The sequence below is a fragment of the Nostoc sp. KVJ20 genome (assembly GCF_001712795.1).
In the GTDB taxonomy this organism is placed as follows: Bacteria; Cyanobacteriota; Cyanobacteriia; order Cyanobacteriales; family Nostocaceae; genus Nostoc.
Genome location: NZ_KV757624.1, coordinates 15,277 through 34,229, shown reverse-complemented (window position 1 = coordinate 34,229; position 18,953 = coordinate 15,277). Strand labels below are relative to the sequence as shown.

Below are 18,953 nucleotides of genomic sequence, written 5' to 3'. Positions count from 1 at the left end.
TTGTATGAAACCACCCTGCTCCCCGCAAGCGAGGAGGGGGCTATGATGTACCTCATGTGATTAGGAAATGCTATATCTCAAAAAATAACAAACCTTTGTAGAGAAGCGATTGATTTATCGCTTCTCTACATTTTTATCGAACAGAATTCAGGAGTTAGGAGTCAGGACAATACGGTTCGGTTAAGGTTTTTTGATGAAAATTCTAGATCCAAAGACGCGATAAATCGCCGTCTCTACAAAAGATTGATCCTTGTAGAGACGGCGATTTATCGCGTCTCGAAAACCAACAATTTTGTACACTTAGCCCTTAACTGAACCTGGCGGTGCTTCGCAGCGTTAGCGAGTATTTTCGAGTCACGTCTTGATTCTGAATTCTGAATTCTGACTTCTGAATTCTTCTTCAATTATAATTTTGACAAAATCTCTGGTAACAACTGAATAGGAACTTTAGATAAAGCTAGATTTTGTCCCTGTATCCCTAATTCATTATGAAAAGCACGAATAGTTTTCACTACGTAGGCAAAGGTTGTTTGATAAGCCTCTGGTTGTTTACTTAATCCCTTTAAGGCTTGCAAATGGTTATCTAATGCTATTTCTAAGTGTTGAGAACGTACTGCTTTCTCGCCATTAAAAGACTTATCTATTACTAGCTGATAATGGGCTAGACCCAAATTATTATAAGAGGCAAGCAAATCAAAACTTAAAGAAGTACCGCTAAGAGAGTGAGCTAAAGCTATAGCTTCTTCATAAGCACTGATACATAATTTCAGATACTTTTGCCGTGCCTCTTTAGTTGTCTGAGATAGGTTTGCTAGATGCCAGTAGGCAGTACCCAGATTATTTTGTGTAGCGGCGCAAGCACTAGGAACGTTAGCTGGAGTGCGATACTTGAGAGCATCGCTGTAGACAACTATAGCTCGCTGGAGATTTTGGGCAGGTTGTTCGTATTGTGCCAGATTCCAACAGGCAGTACCGATATTATTTTGAATCATGCCATACTTGAGCGGCTCCTCTTCGGGGTTGTAGTGTACAAGTGCTTCATTGTAAGCTGCGATCGCTTTCTTTAAATGCACAATCGGTTGATTATATTGACCCAGATGCCAATAAGCAGTACCCAAATTGTTCTGGCAAGCCGCATACTTTAATGAATCCATATCGGCTGTACGATAGCTGAGTGCTTCACTGTAAGCTAAAATTGCTTGCTGCCAATTTTCAGATGGGTGAGAAAAACGAGCTAAGTCACCATAAGCCGTCCCCAAATTATTTTGCACACGAGCGTAAGTTTCCAAATGTGTCTGGGGCGAAATCATCTTTAACGCCAACTGATAAAATTCTATTGCCTGGTCTATATAAGTTTGTCCTTCCTCCGAATTGGGTGGTGTACGGTATAACATCCAGTAAAGTGTACCCAAATCATTCAAGATATCTGGGAGTTGCGGTGAGCTTTCGTCATAGCTTATTGCCTCCTGATAGGCAATAATTGCTACCATCAGGTTTTCTAAGGTTGACTCTCCTTGCTCAATCCGAAGACGGTATAAAGTACCCAAGCGATGATAAGCTTCTGCCAGTATCTCCGCCGAAACTTCCTTTTCGTGTAATTTTTCAATCTCCAACAAAATCTGCTGCGGTTGTAAGTAACCCTCAGTATTTTGAGCAGTATTTGTGTTGATTGTTGCGATTACTAGCTCCGTTAACTCGCTGCTAACATAAGATAAAGACGACAGCGATTGATTATTACTCCCACCACCATATCTAGTAGTAGCTTCCTGCTGTTGTGGCGCAACCTTCAATAAATCTGCTGTTGATGGCGAAACTTCCTGAGTTTTATGTATGCCATTCCCTTGTATCTCTGCGGAAAAATCGGAATTACTCTCAAATTTTAACCCGGTGGTTGCGGTTCTAAGTTCTTCTTGGTTAACTGATTCATCTAAAATCGACTGCTCAATATTTCCTAAATCCAAACTTCCAGAACGTGAAAAACGTTCTGGATAGCCGGAATTCTGAGTTGCTGGTGTGGGTTCTCCAGCAAACACAAATACACCAGTCCGAGAACGCCAGAATTGTGGTGCTGATTGCTTAATAGCAGATAACCAAGGACGCGGTATCCACAACAGCAAGTTAGATTCTAAGAATCGACCGGATTCTTGTGTAGAAAAATATTGTTCGCTTGAGCGGAGATAGTGCAGAAATAACCGCTGTGTCGCAACTGGTTCCTTGGTGAGATGCTCCACGCCTACAATCTGAAATGCTGGTACTGGAAAAGGTCTTCCAGGCGTATCTTTTGATGCCCCAACAATTGGCGGTGGATAGTTAGCCAACCATTGATTAATCTGGACTATGGGATCAGGATCATTTAAATTCAAACGCAACGTGACTAATCTCGGATAAGCTGGAGTGCTATTTTCCTGAGCATTTGATGACTGATATAGCACCTGTCCAACAGGATAAGCCAATGTAGAATGCAAACGGGCTGCTACCTGATTTCTTAAGTGTAAATCATCACATACAGCTAAAAAAAGTTGTCGTCGTAAGCCAAGACTTAGGGCAAGTTTCAGGCGGTGGTATACTTGCCGATTCCAAGTAGAATTATTGTTGTGTGCAGTATCATTCACGCTCATAGCGGCTAAAGAGCCAAAACACAGTATATATCACCTTTCTGGGTGCATCCAAGCGGGCTAAACTCATAATAAAAATTATTTTTAAGTAGATATTGTGCTGCTCAGGATAAACTAAGCCTTCAGGTCTACATAAATAATAAAGTATGTAATTATACTTTAATTGCTAATTCAATTTTAACAAAAAATAAAAAAGCAGGCCCCTCTTAAGATTGGAACCTGAAAAACTGTAAAAAAGTTGAAATTTTATTAAAATGTTTTATGCTCAACTGCTCTTAGAAACAAAGAAGGCGACTAGAATCAAGCCGACAACCAAAGCTGTAGCAGCGATTCCTAGTAAGACATAAGTTCGTTTTTGCCCTTCCGTGGGAGGTTCTGCTTGATAAATCTTTGGTTCACGGGCAAAATTATTCAGAAGACCGCCTTCTTCATTCGTATAGGGCATGAATTAATTCCTTTATCTTTATTGTTCATTTAATGTTACATAAATGCTAGATCCGCTCTGAAACTGCTAGACAAATCGTTACATTATTGGGCATGGGGCATTGGGCATGGGGCATTGGGCATGGGGCATTGAAAAGAGGCAGGGGTGCGGGGGGAAGAGGGGAAAACACTCTTCTCCCATTCCCCATTCCCCATTCCCCATTCCCTAACTAACTAGTAATCGTCCCAGTTAGAGGTGAACTAGGACTGGCGTAATCTTTGATTGGCATTCTGCCAGCAAGGTATGCTAGACGACCGGCAACTGTTGCTAAATTCATGGCACGAGCCATTGCTGCTGGGTTTGGAGAAAGTGCGATCGCACTATTAATCAACAAGGCATCTGCTCCCAATTCCATTGCCTGAGCGGCTTCTGAGGGTGAACCAATACCGGCATCTACCACCACTGGTACACCTGCATTTTCGATAATTATTTGAATATTGGCTGTTGTTTTCAGCCCTTGTCCAGAACCAATCGGCGATGCCAAAGGCATTACCGTAGCACAGCCTACTTCTTCTAAGCGCTTGGCTAACATCGGGTCAGCGTTGATATAAGGCAATACTGCAAAACCTTCTTTGACTAATTGTTCTGCTGCTTGCAGCGTCCCGATTGGATCTGGGAGTAAATACTTAAGGTCTGGTATTACTTCTAACTTTATAAAGTTATTGTCTTCCTGTCCCAACAATTTCGCCATTTCTCGCCCCAAACGCGCCACGCGAATCGCCTCTTCAGCAGTTTGACAACCTGCGGTATTGGGTAACATCCAGATTTTTGTCCAATCTAAGGCTTCAGCTAAACCTTCATGTCCGGGAGCCTTGGTTTGTACCCGTCTTACTGCTACGGTAACAATCTGGCAATCGCTAGCGGCGACGCTTTGCTGCATTTCCTCAATGCTGCGATACTTCCCAGTTCCCGTCATCAAACGAGATTGAAAGGTTTTCCCAGCAATAATTAGTGGTGAGTCTGTAGAGACGCGATTCATCGTGTCTAGGGTACGATGCCCATTGGAGAAATTGGCAGAGTGAGTCAGCATTGGCGTGGAGGTAGATGGCTTGGACTGGAAACGCGAATAGTGAAAATTAGCAAGTAGGGAGTCAGATTTTTGTTCCAAGATGAAATCGGCAATCAATGCGGCGGTTATGGGCGCAAGTAGAATTCCGTTGCGGTAATGACCAGTAGCAAGGGTTAAATTTTGACAGTGGCTAGTGCCAAGAATGGGCAACTCATCAGGAGTGGCTGGGCGAAATCCCCACCAAAATTCTTGGATGGGATAATGCTTTAGTTGGGGATACAGCCGGATGGCAGCTTGTAGTAATTTTTGAATACCTTCTGGGGTGTTGTCCGGGGTAAAGCCAACGTCTTCGCTGGTTGCCCCAAGAACAAGGCGATCGCGTCTTGGTACGATGTAAATATCCTGTCCAAATAAAACCCGCTTTAAGGGCAATTCCGGCACAAATTCCGGTACTCTCACACTCAGCATTTGTCCTTTTCGGGGACGCACAGGTAATGGTAACAATTCATTTGACCAAGCACCTGAAGCTAAAACATAGTGCGCGGCGCGAATTATTCCAGCATTGGTTTGCACGCCAACTACTTGTCCCTGCTGTTGTAAAAATGCTTCTACTGTAATGCCATCTTTGAGTTCAACACCAACAGACTCAGCCGCCGTCCACAATACCTGAGCTAGAGCCTGATTATCAACTTGTGCGTCTTCAGGATACCACCACCCACCAACTACATCTGCTCCCAATCCTGGCTGATATTGATGAATTGCCTCTTTGTTTAACCAGTAAGCCGGGGATGAAGGGGAAAGACTTTCCCCCCTGCTCCCCTGCTCCCCTGCTCCCCTGCCCCCCTGCCCCCCTGCCTCCTCAAAAACAGGTGCAAGGATACCACAGGCACGGTAGCCAGTATTTAAGCCGGTCAGTTCTTCTAATTTGCGCGTCCAGTCGGCATATAAAGCACGCGATCGCCAACACAAGGAGCGCATTGCCTCATTAGATATGTTTTCCGCATCTGGTGCTAACATCCCAGCGGCGGCGTGGGTAGCGGCAGCCTTGAAGTCACGACAAAGCACGGTGACCTGTGTCCCGCGCAGTTTTAGTTCAATGGCGATCGCTAAACCAACAACGCCGCCACCAATAATTACAGTCTCACTAGTCATTAGTCATTAGTCATTAGTCATCTATCATTAGCCATTTATCATTAGTACATAACTAATAACTCATAACTAATAACTCATAACTTATAACTTATAACTCGTAACTAAAGACGGATCTATCTTCATCAGGAATGCTGAGTGCAATTAATTTTACTTTTTACTCAGCACTCGGAACTGGCTTAACCCTAGCTATCCGCTAACAGAACTCAGCACTGTTCAGTTACCACAAAGCTCGAATTGGTTCATTGCCTTGATTGACATCGTTTGATGGCGTGTCTGTTCCGGAAGTATCTGTGCCGTCTGTTGTATTGTCAGCAGGTGATGTTGAGTCATCAGAAGGATTTTGGGCAACGCTACTCCTGTTGTCAGGTCTTGGGGCTACAATAGTGCGTCTATTTTCGTTTGTTTCGGTTGTTTCAGTTCCTTCAGTTGCAGTTTCCTCATTCTTGCTGCCAGCACTGCTATTAACATTGATATTAGCTGGCAGGACTTGTGATTTCTTGTCACTGGGAGCGTTAGCGCTTTGTACGCCCATAGGAAAGTTGATGCCCAGTAATGTACCAAGCAGAATGGCTAAACCTCCAGCCATTAAAATTAAAGGTGTCCATCTACCCATCTTGTCTTAACTCCTTTTTAACCTTTTGGTGTCCACACTATTCGAGAACCTTGTCCCCAAAATCCATCAAACTTTGTCACTTTCACATCGCCCAAAACCTGAGTTTGACAGGCTAAACGCAAGTCTGTTGTAGGAGAATGGGGAGGAAGCGATCGCCGTGCTCGATCACGCCAATTCGCTGCTGATAGTTTGCCCTCTACCTTAACCGCGCAGGTACCGCAACTGCCAATGCCCCGACAGTTTATTACCTTAGCACCGTCATTGTAGAGTTCAATACCATTTTGCAGCAAAATTTTTCGGAGATTGGTTCCCTGTTCGCACTCAATTGTTTTACCTTGAGCTAGTATCTTAGGCATTTTTAAATTGCCAAACTGGCTTTTTGTTGTATATTGACACATTGCCTTGAAAGTTGTCTCGTCGGTCCCAGTTTTATGACCACAAATTCCTCACCTCAACTTTGGCTCTATGACACTACACTACGGGATGGCACTCAGCGCGAGGGGCTATCGGTATCGATAGAAGATAAGTTACGCATTGCCCGTAGACTTGATCAACTGGGAATTCCCTTCATTGAAGGCGGTTGGCCTGGTGCCAATCCCAAGGATGTACAATTTTTCTGGCAACTTCAAGAAGATCCGCTCAAACAAGCTGAAATTGTTGCTTTTTGTTCGACTCGACGCCCCAATTCTACTGCCGCCACCGAACCGATGCTACAGGATATTTTGGCTGCGGGAACTCGCTGGGTAACGATTTTTGGCAAGTCTTGGGATTTACACGTTACAACAGGCCTCAAAACGACATTGGAAGAAAATTTGGCGATGATTCGTGACACTATTGAGTACCTCCGTTCTCAAGGGCGTCGCATTATCTACGATGCCGAACATTGGTTTGATGGCTACAAGCACAATCGAGATTATGCTTTACAGACATTAGAGGCTGCGATCGCATCTGGTGCTGAATGGCTAGTCCTCTGTGATACCAATGGCGGCACTTTACCTCACGAAATTAGCCAAATTGTTCAAGATGTCATCAGGGTAACTGGGGAATGGGGCATGGGGCATGGGGCATGGGGCATGGGGAAAGAATCTACCCAATCACCAATGCCCAATGCCCAATGCCCAATGCCCCAAATTGGAATTCATACTCATAACGATTCGGAAATGGCGGTTGCTAACGCAATAGCCGCCGTGATGGCAGGGGCAAAGATGGTACAGGGTACAATTAACGGATATGGTGAACGTTGCGGTAATGCTAACCTCTGTTCGTTAATTCCCAATTTACAACTGAAGGCGGGTTACAGTTGTATCACAGAAGACCAGCTCACACAACTTACAGAAGCTAGTCGTTTTGTGAGTGAGGTTGTCAACCTTGCACCAGATGAACATGCTCCCTTTGTGGGACGTTCGGCTTTTGCCCACAAGGGCGGTATTCATGTATCAGCCGTAGAACGTAATCCCCTGACTTACGAACACATTCAGCCGGAACAAGTCGGGAATCGTCGCCGCATTGTGATTTCTGAACAGTCTGGACTCAGCAATGTTTTAGCCAAAGCCCGCAGTTTTGGAATTGAACTGGATCAGCAAAAGGCAGAGGCCAGAGAAATTCTCCAGCGCCTCAAAGATTTAGAGAGTGAAGGATTTCAATTTGAAGCAGCCGAGGCTAGTTTTGTGCTGTTGATGCACGAAGCTTTGGGAGACCGCCAGAAGTTTTTTGAAGTCAAAGGTTTTCAAGTCCACTGTGACTTGATTGAGGGGAAAGAAACTAGCAATGCCCTAGCTACCGTCAAAGTCGCTGTTGAAGGGAAAAATATTTTGGAGGCGGCGGAAGGTAACGGCCCCGTGGCAGCTTTGGATGCAGCTTTACGCAAGGCTTTGGTGAACTTTTATCCCCAAATTGCAACCTTTGATTTGACAGATTACAAAGTACGGATTCTCAACGGACATACGGGCACTGCGGCGAAAACTCGTGTGTTGGTAGAATCGGGCAATGGTCGTCAACGCTGGACGACGGTAGGGGTTTCTACCAATATTTTGGCGGCTTCCTATCAAGCTGTGGTGGAGGGCTTGGAATATGGTTTGTTATTACACTCCCAAGCGGAAGCGGCGGTGAAAGCTTCTAGTTGACAAAAGGGACGTGTAGTGTAGTAAAAGTTTGCGTTTTTGGATGAGAAGGGGAAGCGATCGCACATTGGCGATCGCTTTCTACAATTATTTATCAACAGTTGGGTAATCATGATCCAGATAATTTAACCACCTAGTACCGCAAGGCGGAATTAAAAATTAAAAATGAATACAGCATAAGGGTTTTGTTGATTTGGAATGATTGGTTTATTTCCGCCGTGTTTTACTAGCCACTATTTACAACTGCTTTGAGGTTAATCTTTTACATTAGCTGGTATCTTATTTCTCTGCAAGTCTCTAATGCTAGTTTTCATCAACCTCAAGATATTGCTAGATTAGTTACCTAAGAACTTCATAACTTTATACTAAAGTTTTTACCCGCATATAATCCGGCTTACAACATCATTAAATTAGTCTGATTTTTGTGTAAATAATGCATTGCTTATCGTCTATTTCAATTAGTAGATGAGTTGAAATATTGACTAGATAAACTATTGATTCAGGGTGAGTTGACCACACCCAATATCAGGCATTTTAAAGGTATGCATCATCCTTTACTATTGATTCTCGTTAAAGTCACTATTTTTTCTCTGATGTTAGCCATAGGGAGCAACCTCTCTTTTGAAAAGATGCTTTCCTTCTGGCGAAAACCTGCTTTAGTATTCCGTGTGCTTCTAGCCGTTATTGTGCTAGTTCCTCTAGTGGTTATTTTCTTGCTGAAGCTGTTTAACTTACCATCAGAAGTGATGATAGGGTTGGCTTTGTTGGCAGCTTCACCAGGTGCGCCTCTAAGCACTAAGCGATCGCAAACGGCTGGAGGCAGGTTATGCTACGCAGCAAGTCTTCAGGTAACCCTGGCAATACTTGCGGTTTTTGTTACTCCCCTCACTTTAGAGATTTTCGCCACTTTATTTAAAAATATTTCGCAAAAGGTGGCAATTTCAGAAGTTGCCCAGCAAGTCATTCTGGTACAGTTATTGCCTGTCAGTCTCGGTCTTTTGATTCAAAAGTTCGCTCCTACATTTGCTAAAAAGATTGCCCAATATTTAACTTTTTTTGCTAATTGTGTCTTTTCAGTATTGGTTGTTTTTGCTTGCATCTTAGGGCTTCCGCTGTTTTTCCAAGTTGGGGAATTACCACTCATTGCGATCGCGATTATGGTGATTGCTTCTTTAGGAATTGGACACGCTTTAGGCAGACTTGATGATGATACGCGGTCTATCTTGGCAATTTTCTGTATTGCTCGCAATTTTGGTTTAGCTTTATTTATCGCTATTTTGAATCATATACAGCAGCAGGTGATTCCGACACTGGTAGCTTATGTAATTTTGGGAGCTTTTGTAGGTCTTCCTTACTCAATCTGGAATAAGCGCAGATTAGCCGGATTGAGTCGGGAAATTAACTCGTTATGAGTCAGCCACTCGTCAACCTAGATAAGGAGTTTAGGTTTATGTCTCTTCGTGAATACAAACCCGGAAATACTTTCCCTGGTGTGATTGGACGGACAGTTGATAAATCCAGTCCTGCTTGGCCAGAACCTTTGCGAGCCAAAGAAGGCACACCAAACGTGCTATTTATCGTCTTCGATGATACGGGCTTTGGCCAATTTGGGAGTTACGGAAGTCCGATCAAAACACCCAACCTAGACACATTAGCCGCCAATGGCTTGCGCTACAACAATTTACACACGACAGCGTTGTGTTCACCCACCCGTTCTTGTCTGCTGACTGGGCGCAATCACCATTCCAATGCCATGTCCTGCATTACAGAAGGTTCTACCGGTTATCCCGGTGGTAATGGGAATATTCCCTTTGAAAATGGGTTTCTCTCGGAGATATTACTACAGAAGGGTTATAACACCTATGCGATCGGGAAGTGGCATTTAACACCCTCAGACCAGCTTTCTGCCGCCGGCCCCTATGATCGCTGGCCTCTCGGTCGCGGTTTTGAACGTTTTTATGGTTTTCTGGGAGGAGAAACCCACCAGTATTATCCCGAATTGGTTTATGATAACCACACCGTCAAGCCAGAAAAGACCCCCGCAGAAGGCTACCATTTAACCGAAGACTTAGCAGATAAAGCAATTAGCTTCATCGCTGATGCCAAGCAGGTTGCCCCCGATAAGCCCTTCTTCATGTATTTCTGTCCTGGGGCGATGCACGCCCCTCATCATGTGCCAAAAGAATGGGCTGATGCTTACGCCGGACAGTTTGATGATGGTTGGGAAGCTTACAGGGAAAAGGTTTTTGCCCGTCAGCAGGAAATGGGTATCGTCCCCGCCGATGCCGAACTCTCCCGCCATGATCCCGATGTCTCTCACTGGGATACTCTCTCAGCAGCAGAAAAACGGCTTTATGCCCGTATGATGGAAGTCTTTGCTGGCTTTTTAACCCATACTGACTACCACATTGGTCGCTTACTCGACTTCCTCAAATCTATCGGGGAGTTCGACAATACTGTAATTATGGTCATTTCGGACAATGGGGCAAGTTCGGAAGGTGGGCCCACTGGTTCGGTTAATGAGAACCTGTTTTTTAACAATGTGCCAGAATCCCTAGAGGAAAATCTCAAGGCACTCGACAAGCTAGGCAGTCCAGAAACCTTCAACCATTATGCGTGGGGCTGGACTTGGGCAGGTAATACGCCTTTTCGTCGTTGGAAACGGGAAACCTATCGGGGTGGAATCAGCGATCCTTTGATCGTCCATTGGACTAAAGGCATTGAGGCAAAAGGCGAAATCCGAACTCAGTATGCCCATGCCATTGACCTAGTACCGACGGTGCTTGACCTACTAGAAATTGAACCACCCACAACTATCAAGGGTGTTACTCAATCCCCCATTGAAGGTGTAAGCTTCGCCCATACTTTTAATCATACTGACGCACCCACTAAGCATCTTACCCAGTATTTCGAGATGATGGGACATCGCTCTCTTTACTATGATGGCTGGCGGGCGGTTTGTCCTTGGCCTGGGCCATCATTTACAGAAGCAGGGCAGTTTTTTGGTGCGTCAATCTCAGCCCAAACCCTTACAGACTTGGATACCCATCATTGGGAACTGTATCATGTCGCTAAGGATTTTGCGGAAAATCACGACATTGCTGCTGACAACCGCCCTAAGCTAATTGAGATGATTGCTACTTGGTATGTAGAGGCGGGTAAATATAATGTGTTGCCCGTGGATGGACGTGGTACGCAACGATTGGCAGAAGAACGTCCTCAGATTGCTGTCAATCGTACCCGCTATATTTACTATCCCGATACTCAGGCGATTCCAGCCAATAGTGCCGTTAGAGTGCTAAATCGTCCCCATAGTATTACCGTTGATGTCGAAATCCCCACCGGTGGCGCAGAAGGAGTATTACTTGCTCACGGGGGTAATGATAGTGGCTACTCTTTCTATGTCAAAGATGGCAAACTGCACTGGGTTCATAACTATGTAGCGCGATCGCTCTATCATGTAGAGTCTGTAGAGTCAGTCCCGGAGGGTCGCCATCAGTTGCGCTTTGAGTTTAAAGTGACGGGTCAGCCGGATTTAGCGAAGGGAAAAGGAGCGCCGGGTCGCGCCCAACTTTATATCGATGGCAAATTAGTCGGACAAGCTGATATCCCTGTAACTACTCCCTTAGCACTAGGTCTGACTAGTGGCGTGACTTGTGGGATAGCCCCTGGTGCGCCTGTAACACCCGATTATGAACCACCCTTCAAGTTTACAGGCAAGATTTATCGTGCGATCGTGGATGTTAGTGGAGATTTGATTCAAGACACAGAAGCCGAGATGCGTACTGTTATGGCACGACAGTAGGTGAGTGTCGTCGCAATACGGTTCAGTTAAAGGGGAAAGGGGAAAGGTTTTAAATACAGCTACCCCTTACCCTTTAACCTTTTCCCAGACCACAAGAAAAGTGAAGAGTGCTTATCCGAACAGTCTTGGATGCCGTCCCTGTCTTATTGGCATTTAGATACCATCTGTGTACTGCTGTTGTGCGAGAATGGCTCAAAAAATCCGTTTTGCCAAAAAAAGTACAAATATTTACATCAAAAATGCAGATTTTTTAATAGCAATCAACTGCAAAAACTGAACTTCATTTTTTTGCGTTGCTCCCTTCTATATCGCGCCAATTAGCAACCCATCTCTTAACTCCAACAGGCTCTCCACCTCCTGTAGAAATATCTCCACCAAAATAAACCCCGTATGGCATCTTTACAGAGGATCGTTTGCTATCACAACTTTCACGAGGAAGATTATAGATATTAATTCCCATGCTTATTGATGGATCTGTTTCGCTTATATCTTCTTTTTGGGCACTATTGGGAGAATACATTGTGATGTTCATGACTACAAATCTTCGCTTTTCATTACAAATTGAATATACTTAAATGACTCAATCCTTTGGAAGTCCCTTTAGAAAATCAGAAACTTCTACTTTGAGTTGGTTAATCTCTACGAGATAGCTATATCTAGAAGATTCCAAAGATGTCATTTCACTTACTATTCTATCAGATTCTAAGGCCTTCTCTCTTGCTTTGTCTATATTGTTAGTAATATAATATGCCACTGCTAAATTGAAGAAGGTTTCGGGTCTTTTATCTCCTAGATCAATTGCTTTTTCATAGTTTTTTATGGATTCTTCATAATCCTGTTTGGCAACTGTATTATCCTCAGTCATTCCTGTGTTCTTAAATTGCCCCCATTGAAAATAAACTTCAGCTAGATTTGCGTAGATTATGTAATCTTTAGCTCCTTGCTCAATTGCTTTTTTGTAGTAATCAATAGCTTTGTCGTATTTCCCTTCAAATATCTTGAGATACCCATAGTGAATATAAGTGATAGTAAGCTCTGGAGACAGTTCAATGGCTCTATCAAAATCACGACTAGCTTGCTTGGCATATTCCGAGGAATAATTTAACTTTTGCACTTTCGCTTCCTTGCTCAATTCTACATAAGCAAACCCCCGTCGCGCATAGTGTAGTGCGGGATTTTCATCGCTAAGAGCAATAGCTTGACTAATTTTTTCAACTGCCTTTTGATAATGCCCTGTGTTAAGCAAGACTAATCCCCAAGTTGCCCATAGTGCAGCAGGACGATAACCTAATAAATACGCCCGTTCCAGGTCAAAAGCTGCTTCTATAAAATTCTTTTCTGATGTTCCTAGAGTGTTTCTAATTGTTCCTCGATTGTAGTAAGCAGTAGCAAGGCTATCATTATGCTGTAAAGCTATTTCAAGATTTTCCAAGGCTGTAATGAAGTTACCTTGTTCCATGTAAGCTACTGCACGATTATTAAATGCGTCTGCATTATAAGGCACTATTCTGATAGCAAATGTGTTGTCAGAAATAGCTTTTTCATAATAATTTTGAGCGTTGGTATGATGAAATATGATTTCATTTTGCAATTTTGTGATTTCATTGATTGCATTTACAGGTATATCTTGATTTGGCTTCTGTTTTAACAGATCCTCTTTCTCTTTCTCCTTCTGTTTTCTCAGGGCATCTTTCAAGTTTCCCTGATCTCTTTCTTGATTTCCCAGAGCAATGTATATCAAACTCCGTCCGATATAAGCTCCAACTTGAAGGTCAATTTTTAAAGAGCGTTCATAAGCCTCTAGAGCATTCTCTAATTTATTGAGCAAATAATATCGTATTCCCAATTGCACCCATCCCTCAGCGGTTGAACGAGTCGGACGGCTGAATTGCAATTGAGCATAAATTCTACTAACTTGATTTTCAATTACCTCTCTTTGCTGCGGAGTTAAGCTTTCTCCATAACTACCTCTGGTAAAATCAACAACTTCGCCACCGAAATCTATAGAGCGTATTATTTCCTTTGCCCCTCGCTTTGCTTGCTCACGCGTAATATTTTCAAGATTCTTGTAATACTCCTCTATCCGCACATAATTAGGATAATTTGAGTAATCACAAAGACGTTCTAATTCTGTTAAGTTAAATCCTAATCCAACTAAAAGTTTGCTGTAATCTTCTTGAAGTGAAATTTTATTCGGCGTTGCTTTAACGTGAGAACTAATTTCATTTAAAATATCTAATAGCTTGTGTTTCTCATCTATTCGATTTTGTTTAGTTTCATTTGGAATATTTTGACTATAATTATTTCTCCCTTCTTGTTTCACTTCTGCTTCGTATACTTTTAATTTTATTTGGTTGAGTAGAGTATATAACTCGTGATATGTTGTAATTTGAAACGCAATAAATTGTTCAGCTCTTGTTCCTGCTTTCATGTGCAAGATTGCCTGGTCAATCCAATTTATTACTTGCATAGTATCAAATTGGGTAGTTAAAAGCAGTTTGGAAATATCAGCAGTCGCTAAACTTTGAGCATCATCAATTCCCAATTCTTCTAATCGCGCTTGATGCCATTCATTGATACCTAAAATTTTTCTTAAAGGAAGCTCATTATATTGATAAAGTGTTGGATCTCGAAAAGCGCGTTTACCAACAAGAACAATCCAACGTAAACCTTGTTCTGGGAAAAATCCAATCAGAAAAGCTAATATCTGCCACGGAAGAAGTTTTTCTGCATAATCATTTTTCCGATTGATATTTGATTTATCTTTATCAGGTATCTGTTGTTCAGAAGATGGATTTTGTTGTTGTACGATACTACTGTCAGATACCTTCGCAGTGCTTGAAATAGGAGATAATGATTCCTGGGGCATTTCTGATATCAGATATCCTTGTTCAATTAATAACCCTATTCCAAATGCTATTGCTCCAGAAACTAGAATACGTAGGACGATAGTGGCATAAACTTGAGGTTGTAGGTCAAATGTATTGTAACGACGTATTACAAGCCGAATTCCAAATAAATAAGCACCTAAGAAAGAATAAAAAATTATTCCTAATTGAGTAGTAGTAAGTAAATTTTTAATTGGATTATCTGGTTCTACTTTACTGATATAATAAACTGTCAGAACAAGTGTTGATATTGAAGTAAGTAGAAGTATAAAACTTCCAAACTGAATTGGATCGTAAACTGTTTTATATAGCTGATCAAAATTATTATATTCATCTTCAGTAACCAAGCCTAATAGCTTTAAATCATTTTTAATACGTTCAGCTTGAGTTCGTTCTCTTCTATAAAAAAGATAAGCAAAATATGAAGCAGGAAATATTCCTACTGTTGCTATGATCACAACTAAAAAGCTTATATAAAAGCCACTATTATTAATATCTAAAATATTCTTATTGGTCAGAGAAAAGATTATTGCAAGGCTCAAGCCAATAGCGTAAAGTGTTGTCAAAAAAACAACTCCGCTATTGTATGCAAAAGTAATAGAGAAAAGTGATAGCTTTTGCATCTTTTTGAAAAAACTGTATATCTTTTTAGGTCGGGAGTTATTTCGTCGAAACTGTGAGTCTGGCATAAATATTATATAAGAATCCAATTTTATTCTTGAACTTACTTGTCTAGGGAGGGAACTCTGAACAGCCAAGACAAAATAGATATGTACTGAGTGTTTTCCAAAATAAAATAGGATTTATATGTTGGATTGCAATATATGACTATGTATTATTTAATGCCAGCTATTGCGTAATAGTATATTGAATTCTTTTAAACATTAATATATTACACAAGATGAATTGATAAGATTTCGGAAAAGAGCTTCCCGAATTTCGTAGGTGATTAAGCATGGGTTTTTAGACCACAAAAAAGCCTCAAGTATGGTAATTATTTATTATTAAGTAAAAAATAAAACTTGCCTTAATAAGCATTTTCCGAAGCTTATCTAAGGAAATCTCGCTTGGGTGAGGTACAAGAACACCACCCCAACCCCCTCCCCGCAGGCAATGAGGGGACTATTACATAGCTCATGTGATTAGGAAACGCTATAAGCTGAAATGGTTTAGCTAAAATTCTTTTTCAAGCAATCTAACTCAATTTAAAAAGGTAAAAGTAATTACTTTTACCTTTCGCCTTTTTCCTGATTAGTGCCCGGTGCTGATATGGTTAATTTAGTGGCTGCTGTGCCATAAATGCAAAAATAGCAAATCTATTGCCAATTCCATGCTGGCAATTATTGTTACTTTATACCTAAAATGCGTAGGCGCAGCCCGCCGCAGGCATCGCTAACATTTAGGTACAGACCTAGAAATCTAATGCTGCGACAAAAACTTTATCATATACAAGGTTTTAGGAGAAATTTTCCCAGGATTGAGCAACTAATTGGCTCAACCAGCGACGTTGTTGCTGATCCAGCAGTGAATCATCTGCTAGCAACTGAGCGGTTAATTCTTCCAAAGATTGACCTTGAGCGCGGACAATTTTAATAACTCCAGCGATCGCACTAGCAACTAGTTCTTCATCAATCGGCTGTTGTCTTAGGTCAATAATTTCTTGGGGACTGTCTGGAATGGGATAATTCATGGCGTGGGTTTACAGAAATACAAAATGAACAATAAATTTGACAAACTCTTAAAATTTCTTCACTGAATCTTTACGAAGCTAGTTAGGGCGGAGTTTACATTACTTCGTGCCTTAATAAAATCTGTCTTAGTGAGTAGATTGATGGGAGATGTCAGGAAAAGATGAGAGAAATCCTTTATTTAGAAATTCCAACTCCGGATATAGCAACTGTGCGTAGCTGGTTACAAACAGATTTTGAACCCGGAAATGGAGAAAAAGTGCTTACCTCAGAAGGCTTTCGCCTCAAAATACCCAGTGCTACTACAACTGCTGGAGTGGCTCTTTCCGAAAACTTACCTGCGGAACTTTCGGTATTTGTCTGGTCGGTGCAACGAACTACCTATCTAAAAGTGTTTCGTTGGGCAGAACAACCCTTTCCCAGTGAGGGAGAAATCCTGCAACGCCTGACTAAAGAAATCAGAAGCCGTTTTCCGCATCATTACCCAGAACCGCCAGCAATTGATTTATCCCAGCAATCGATTTTTGCAGCTCTAGGCTCTGCTTACCCCCTCACCGTTAAGTATTTTCAGAAAATGCCCAACGGTGAATATGATCTAACGCGTGCCTACTGGTGGGAACAACGATGGCGCGAAGGGGTACGGAATCCGCAGCAGCCCCGGCAAGTTGTGTTTTCTAGTCCAGGGGACAGGGGACAGGGGACAGGGGACAGGGAAAAAGGTAATTCTGATACCCAATCCCTAATTACTAATCCCCAGTACGACATCATTTACATTGGTGGCGCATTAGGCGTAATCCATGCAGCACTGATGGCAAAACTGGGATATAAAGTCCTGCTGGTGGAACGAATGCCCTTTGGACGGATGAACCGAGAATGGAATATTTCTCGCGATGAGATTCAAAGCTTGGTTAACCTGGGTTTAGTCACCCCCGCTGAGTTAGAAACCATCATTGCCAGAGAATACAAAGACGGATTCAATAAGTTTTTTGATGCTAATAATCCAGCCAAACTGCGATCGCCCATCCTCCACACACCCACAGTCCTAAATTTAGGTTTAGATTCCGAAAAATGGCTCCAAATGTGTGGGCAAAAACTGCAAGCGGCAGGCGGTGAAATTTGGGATGAAACAGAGTTTATCCGTGCAGATATTGATATATCACAAGTAGTTTTGCAAGTCAAGCACTTGCCCAGTCAGACTGAGAAGCAAGTAAGTGGACGACTGCTAATAGATGCAATGGGAACTGCGTCTCCCATCGCTTGGCAATTAAATGGTGGTCGTGCTTTTGATAGTGTCTGTCCGACAGTGGGAGCGGTAATTGAGAGCGGATTTGAGCCGGGAGTATGGGATTCCCAATATGGGGACGTTCTTTACAGTCATGGGGATATTTCGCGGGGAAGGCAGTTGATTTGGGAATTGTTTCCCGCAGCAGATGATGAACTGACGATTTATTTATTTCATTACCACGAAGTCAATGCTGAAAATCCCGGTTCTTTGCTAGAGATGTACGAAGACTTTTTCACAATTTTGCCAGAGTATCGCAGGTGCGATATGGACAAATTGGTGTGGAAGAAGCCGACATTTGGCTATATACCAGGGCATTTTAGTCTGGGAAGTCGCGATCGCACAGTTGCCTTTGATCGATTGATTGCGATCGGTGATGCTGCATCACTTCAATCTCCCCTCGTTTTCACCGGTTTTGGTTCCCTAGTTCGCAACTTAGAGCGCTTAACAACGCTGTTGGATACTGCCCTCAAACATGACTTGTTGAGTTTCCGCCACTTGAACCAAATACGCGCTTACCAAAGCAACGTTTCAGTGACTTGGCTATTTTCCAAAGGGATGATGGTTCCCACAGGGAAATTTTTACCACCCCAGCGGATTAACTCCATGCTCAACACCTTTTTTGGGCTGTTGGCAGACGAACCGCCAGAGGTGGCAGATAACTTCATCAAAGATCGGTGTGATTGGTTAACCTTTAACCGCCTCGCACTGAAAGCAGCTAGGAAAAATCCTGCCTTGCTTTTATGGATTTGGGAACTTGCTGGCCCCAGGGATTTGCTCAGATGGCTTGGTAGTTATTTCAACTTTGGTCGTCATGCCCTAATTAGCGCTTTGCTGAGTCCGTGGTTGCCGCGCTTCTTGAATCGGGTAGGTTTTTGGCTAGAACCCCGGAATCCAGGCTTGTGGCTGTGGCTGTTGGCGATTAATTATGCGATCGCCACAGGCAAACCGCGATCGCACTCTCAGGTAGTAAAATCCAACCCAGAAGCCATAATTCCGAAGTCAGAAGTCAGAATTAGTCATTAGGCATGGGGTATGGGGCATTACTCACTTGACTCCTAACTCCTAACTCATCAAGTAATAAGTAGTGAGTAATGAGTAAGGAGTAATGAGTTTCATAGTGGATCAGAAATGGGCATTTACTTATTACTAGGACTTACGCATTGACAGAAAATACCAAATATGGGTTCTTTGAAAAAGCACGTCTGTCGTAGGGGTTTAGCATTGCTAAACCCCTACAGATGACCATCGAAGAACGATTAATAAAAGGCTGAAACGACCCATTTTCGTATATGCA

Annotated in this window: 12 protein-coding genes; 4 read left to right on the top strand and 8 right to left on the bottom strand. The window is 42.6% G+C overall.

The window, feature by feature from the left end; translation table 11 throughout:
* Window positions 1-404: 404 nt before the first annotated feature.
* The 5 genes from A4S05_RS17250 to A4S05_RS17230 all read right to left on the bottom strand — a co-directional run bounded on the left by A4S05_RS17250 (window position 405) and on the right by A4S05_RS17230 (window position 6,229).
* Window positions 405-2,618, bottom strand: a complete 2,214-nt coding sequence (locus tag A4S05_RS17250; protein WP_069071028.1) for a tetratricopeptide repeat protein — start codon at window positions 2,616-2,618, stop codon at window positions 405-407.
* 262 nt (window positions 2,619-2,880) lie between these two features.
* Window positions 2,881-3,060: a photosystem II assembly protein Psb34 gene (gene psb34 / locus A4S05_RS17245; RefSeq protein WP_069071027.1), complete on the bottom strand. Its 180-nt coding sequence runs from the start codon at window positions 3,058-3,060 to the stop codon at window positions 2,881-2,883.
* A 208-nt stretch (window positions 3,061-3,268) separates the two neighbouring features.
* A complete protein-coding gene (gene thiO / locus A4S05_RS17240) occupies window positions 3,269-5,260 on the bottom strand; it encodes a glycine oxidase ThiO (protein WP_069071026.1) in 1,992 nt (663 codons plus the stop codon).
* Window positions 5,261-5,477: 217 nt separating this feature from the next.
* Window positions 5,478-5,873, bottom strand: a complete 396-nt coding sequence (locus A4S05_RS17235) for a hypothetical protein (RefSeq protein ID WP_069071025.1) — start codon at window positions 5,871-5,873, stop codon at window positions 5,478-5,480.
* Between the two features lie 17 nt (window positions 5,874-5,890).
* Window positions 5,891-6,229 carry a 2Fe-2S iron-sulfur cluster-binding protein gene (locus A4S05_RS17230; RefSeq protein WP_069071031.1) on the bottom strand — a complete coding sequence of 113 codons (339 nt, stop codon included), beginning with the start codon at window positions 6,227-6,229 and terminating at the stop codon, window positions 5,891-5,893.
* 75 nt (window positions 6,230-6,304) lie between these two features.
* Here A4S05_RS17230 and cimA point away from each other — a divergent pair, with 75 nt between their 5' ends.
* The 3 genes from cimA to A4S05_RS17215 all read left to right on the top strand — a co-directional run bounded on the left by cimA (window position 6,305) and on the right by A4S05_RS17215 (window position 11,798).
* On the top strand, window positions 6,305-7,996 hold the full coding sequence (gene cimA / locus A4S05_RS17225) for a citramalate synthase (RefSeq protein ID WP_069071024.1): 1,692 nt from the start codon (window positions 6,305-6,307) through the stop codon (window positions 7,994-7,996).
* Window positions 7,997-8,535: 539 nt separating this feature from the next.
* Entirely contained in the window at window positions 8,536-9,405 is an 870-nt protein-coding gene (locus tag A4S05_RS17220; RefSeq protein WP_069071023.1) for a bile acid:sodium symporter family protein, read from the top strand.
* Between the two features lie 38 nt (window positions 9,406-9,443).
* Window positions 9,444-11,798 (top strand): arylsulfatase, encoded by a 2,355-nt coding sequence (locus A4S05_RS17215; protein WP_069071030.1) that lies wholly within the window; start codon window positions 9,444-9,446, stop codon window positions 11,796-11,798.
* A gap of 280 nt (window positions 11,799-12,078) precedes the next feature.
* Here the strand turns inward: A4S05_RS17215 and A4S05_RS17210 are convergent, their stop codons facing one another.
* The 3 genes from A4S05_RS17210 to A4S05_RS17200 form a co-directional block, all read right to left on the bottom strand.
* Window positions 12,079-12,330, bottom strand: a complete 252-nt coding sequence (locus A4S05_RS17210) for a hypothetical protein (RefSeq protein WP_141699737.1) — start codon at window positions 12,328-12,330, stop codon at window positions 12,079-12,081.
* A 48-nt stretch (window positions 12,331-12,378) separates the two neighbouring features.
* Entirely contained in the window at window positions 12,379-15,309 is a 2,931-nt protein-coding gene (locus A4S05_RS17205; protein ID WP_069071021.1) for a tetratricopeptide repeat protein, read from the bottom strand.
* A gap of 833 nt (window positions 15,310-16,142) precedes the next feature.
* On the bottom strand, window positions 16,143-16,376 hold the full coding sequence (locus A4S05_RS17200) for a hypothetical protein (RefSeq protein WP_069071020.1): 234 nt from the start codon (window positions 16,374-16,376) through the stop codon (window positions 16,143-16,145).
* Window positions 16,377-16,537: 161 nt separating this feature from the next.
* Between A4S05_RS17200 and A4S05_RS17195 the strand changes: the two genes are divergently transcribed.
* Entirely contained in the window at window positions 16,538-18,682 is a 2,145-nt protein-coding gene (locus A4S05_RS17195; RefSeq protein ID WP_069071019.1) for an NAD(P)/FAD-dependent oxidoreductase, read from the top strand.
* The last annotated feature ends 271 nt before the right edge of the window (window positions 18,683-18,953 follow it).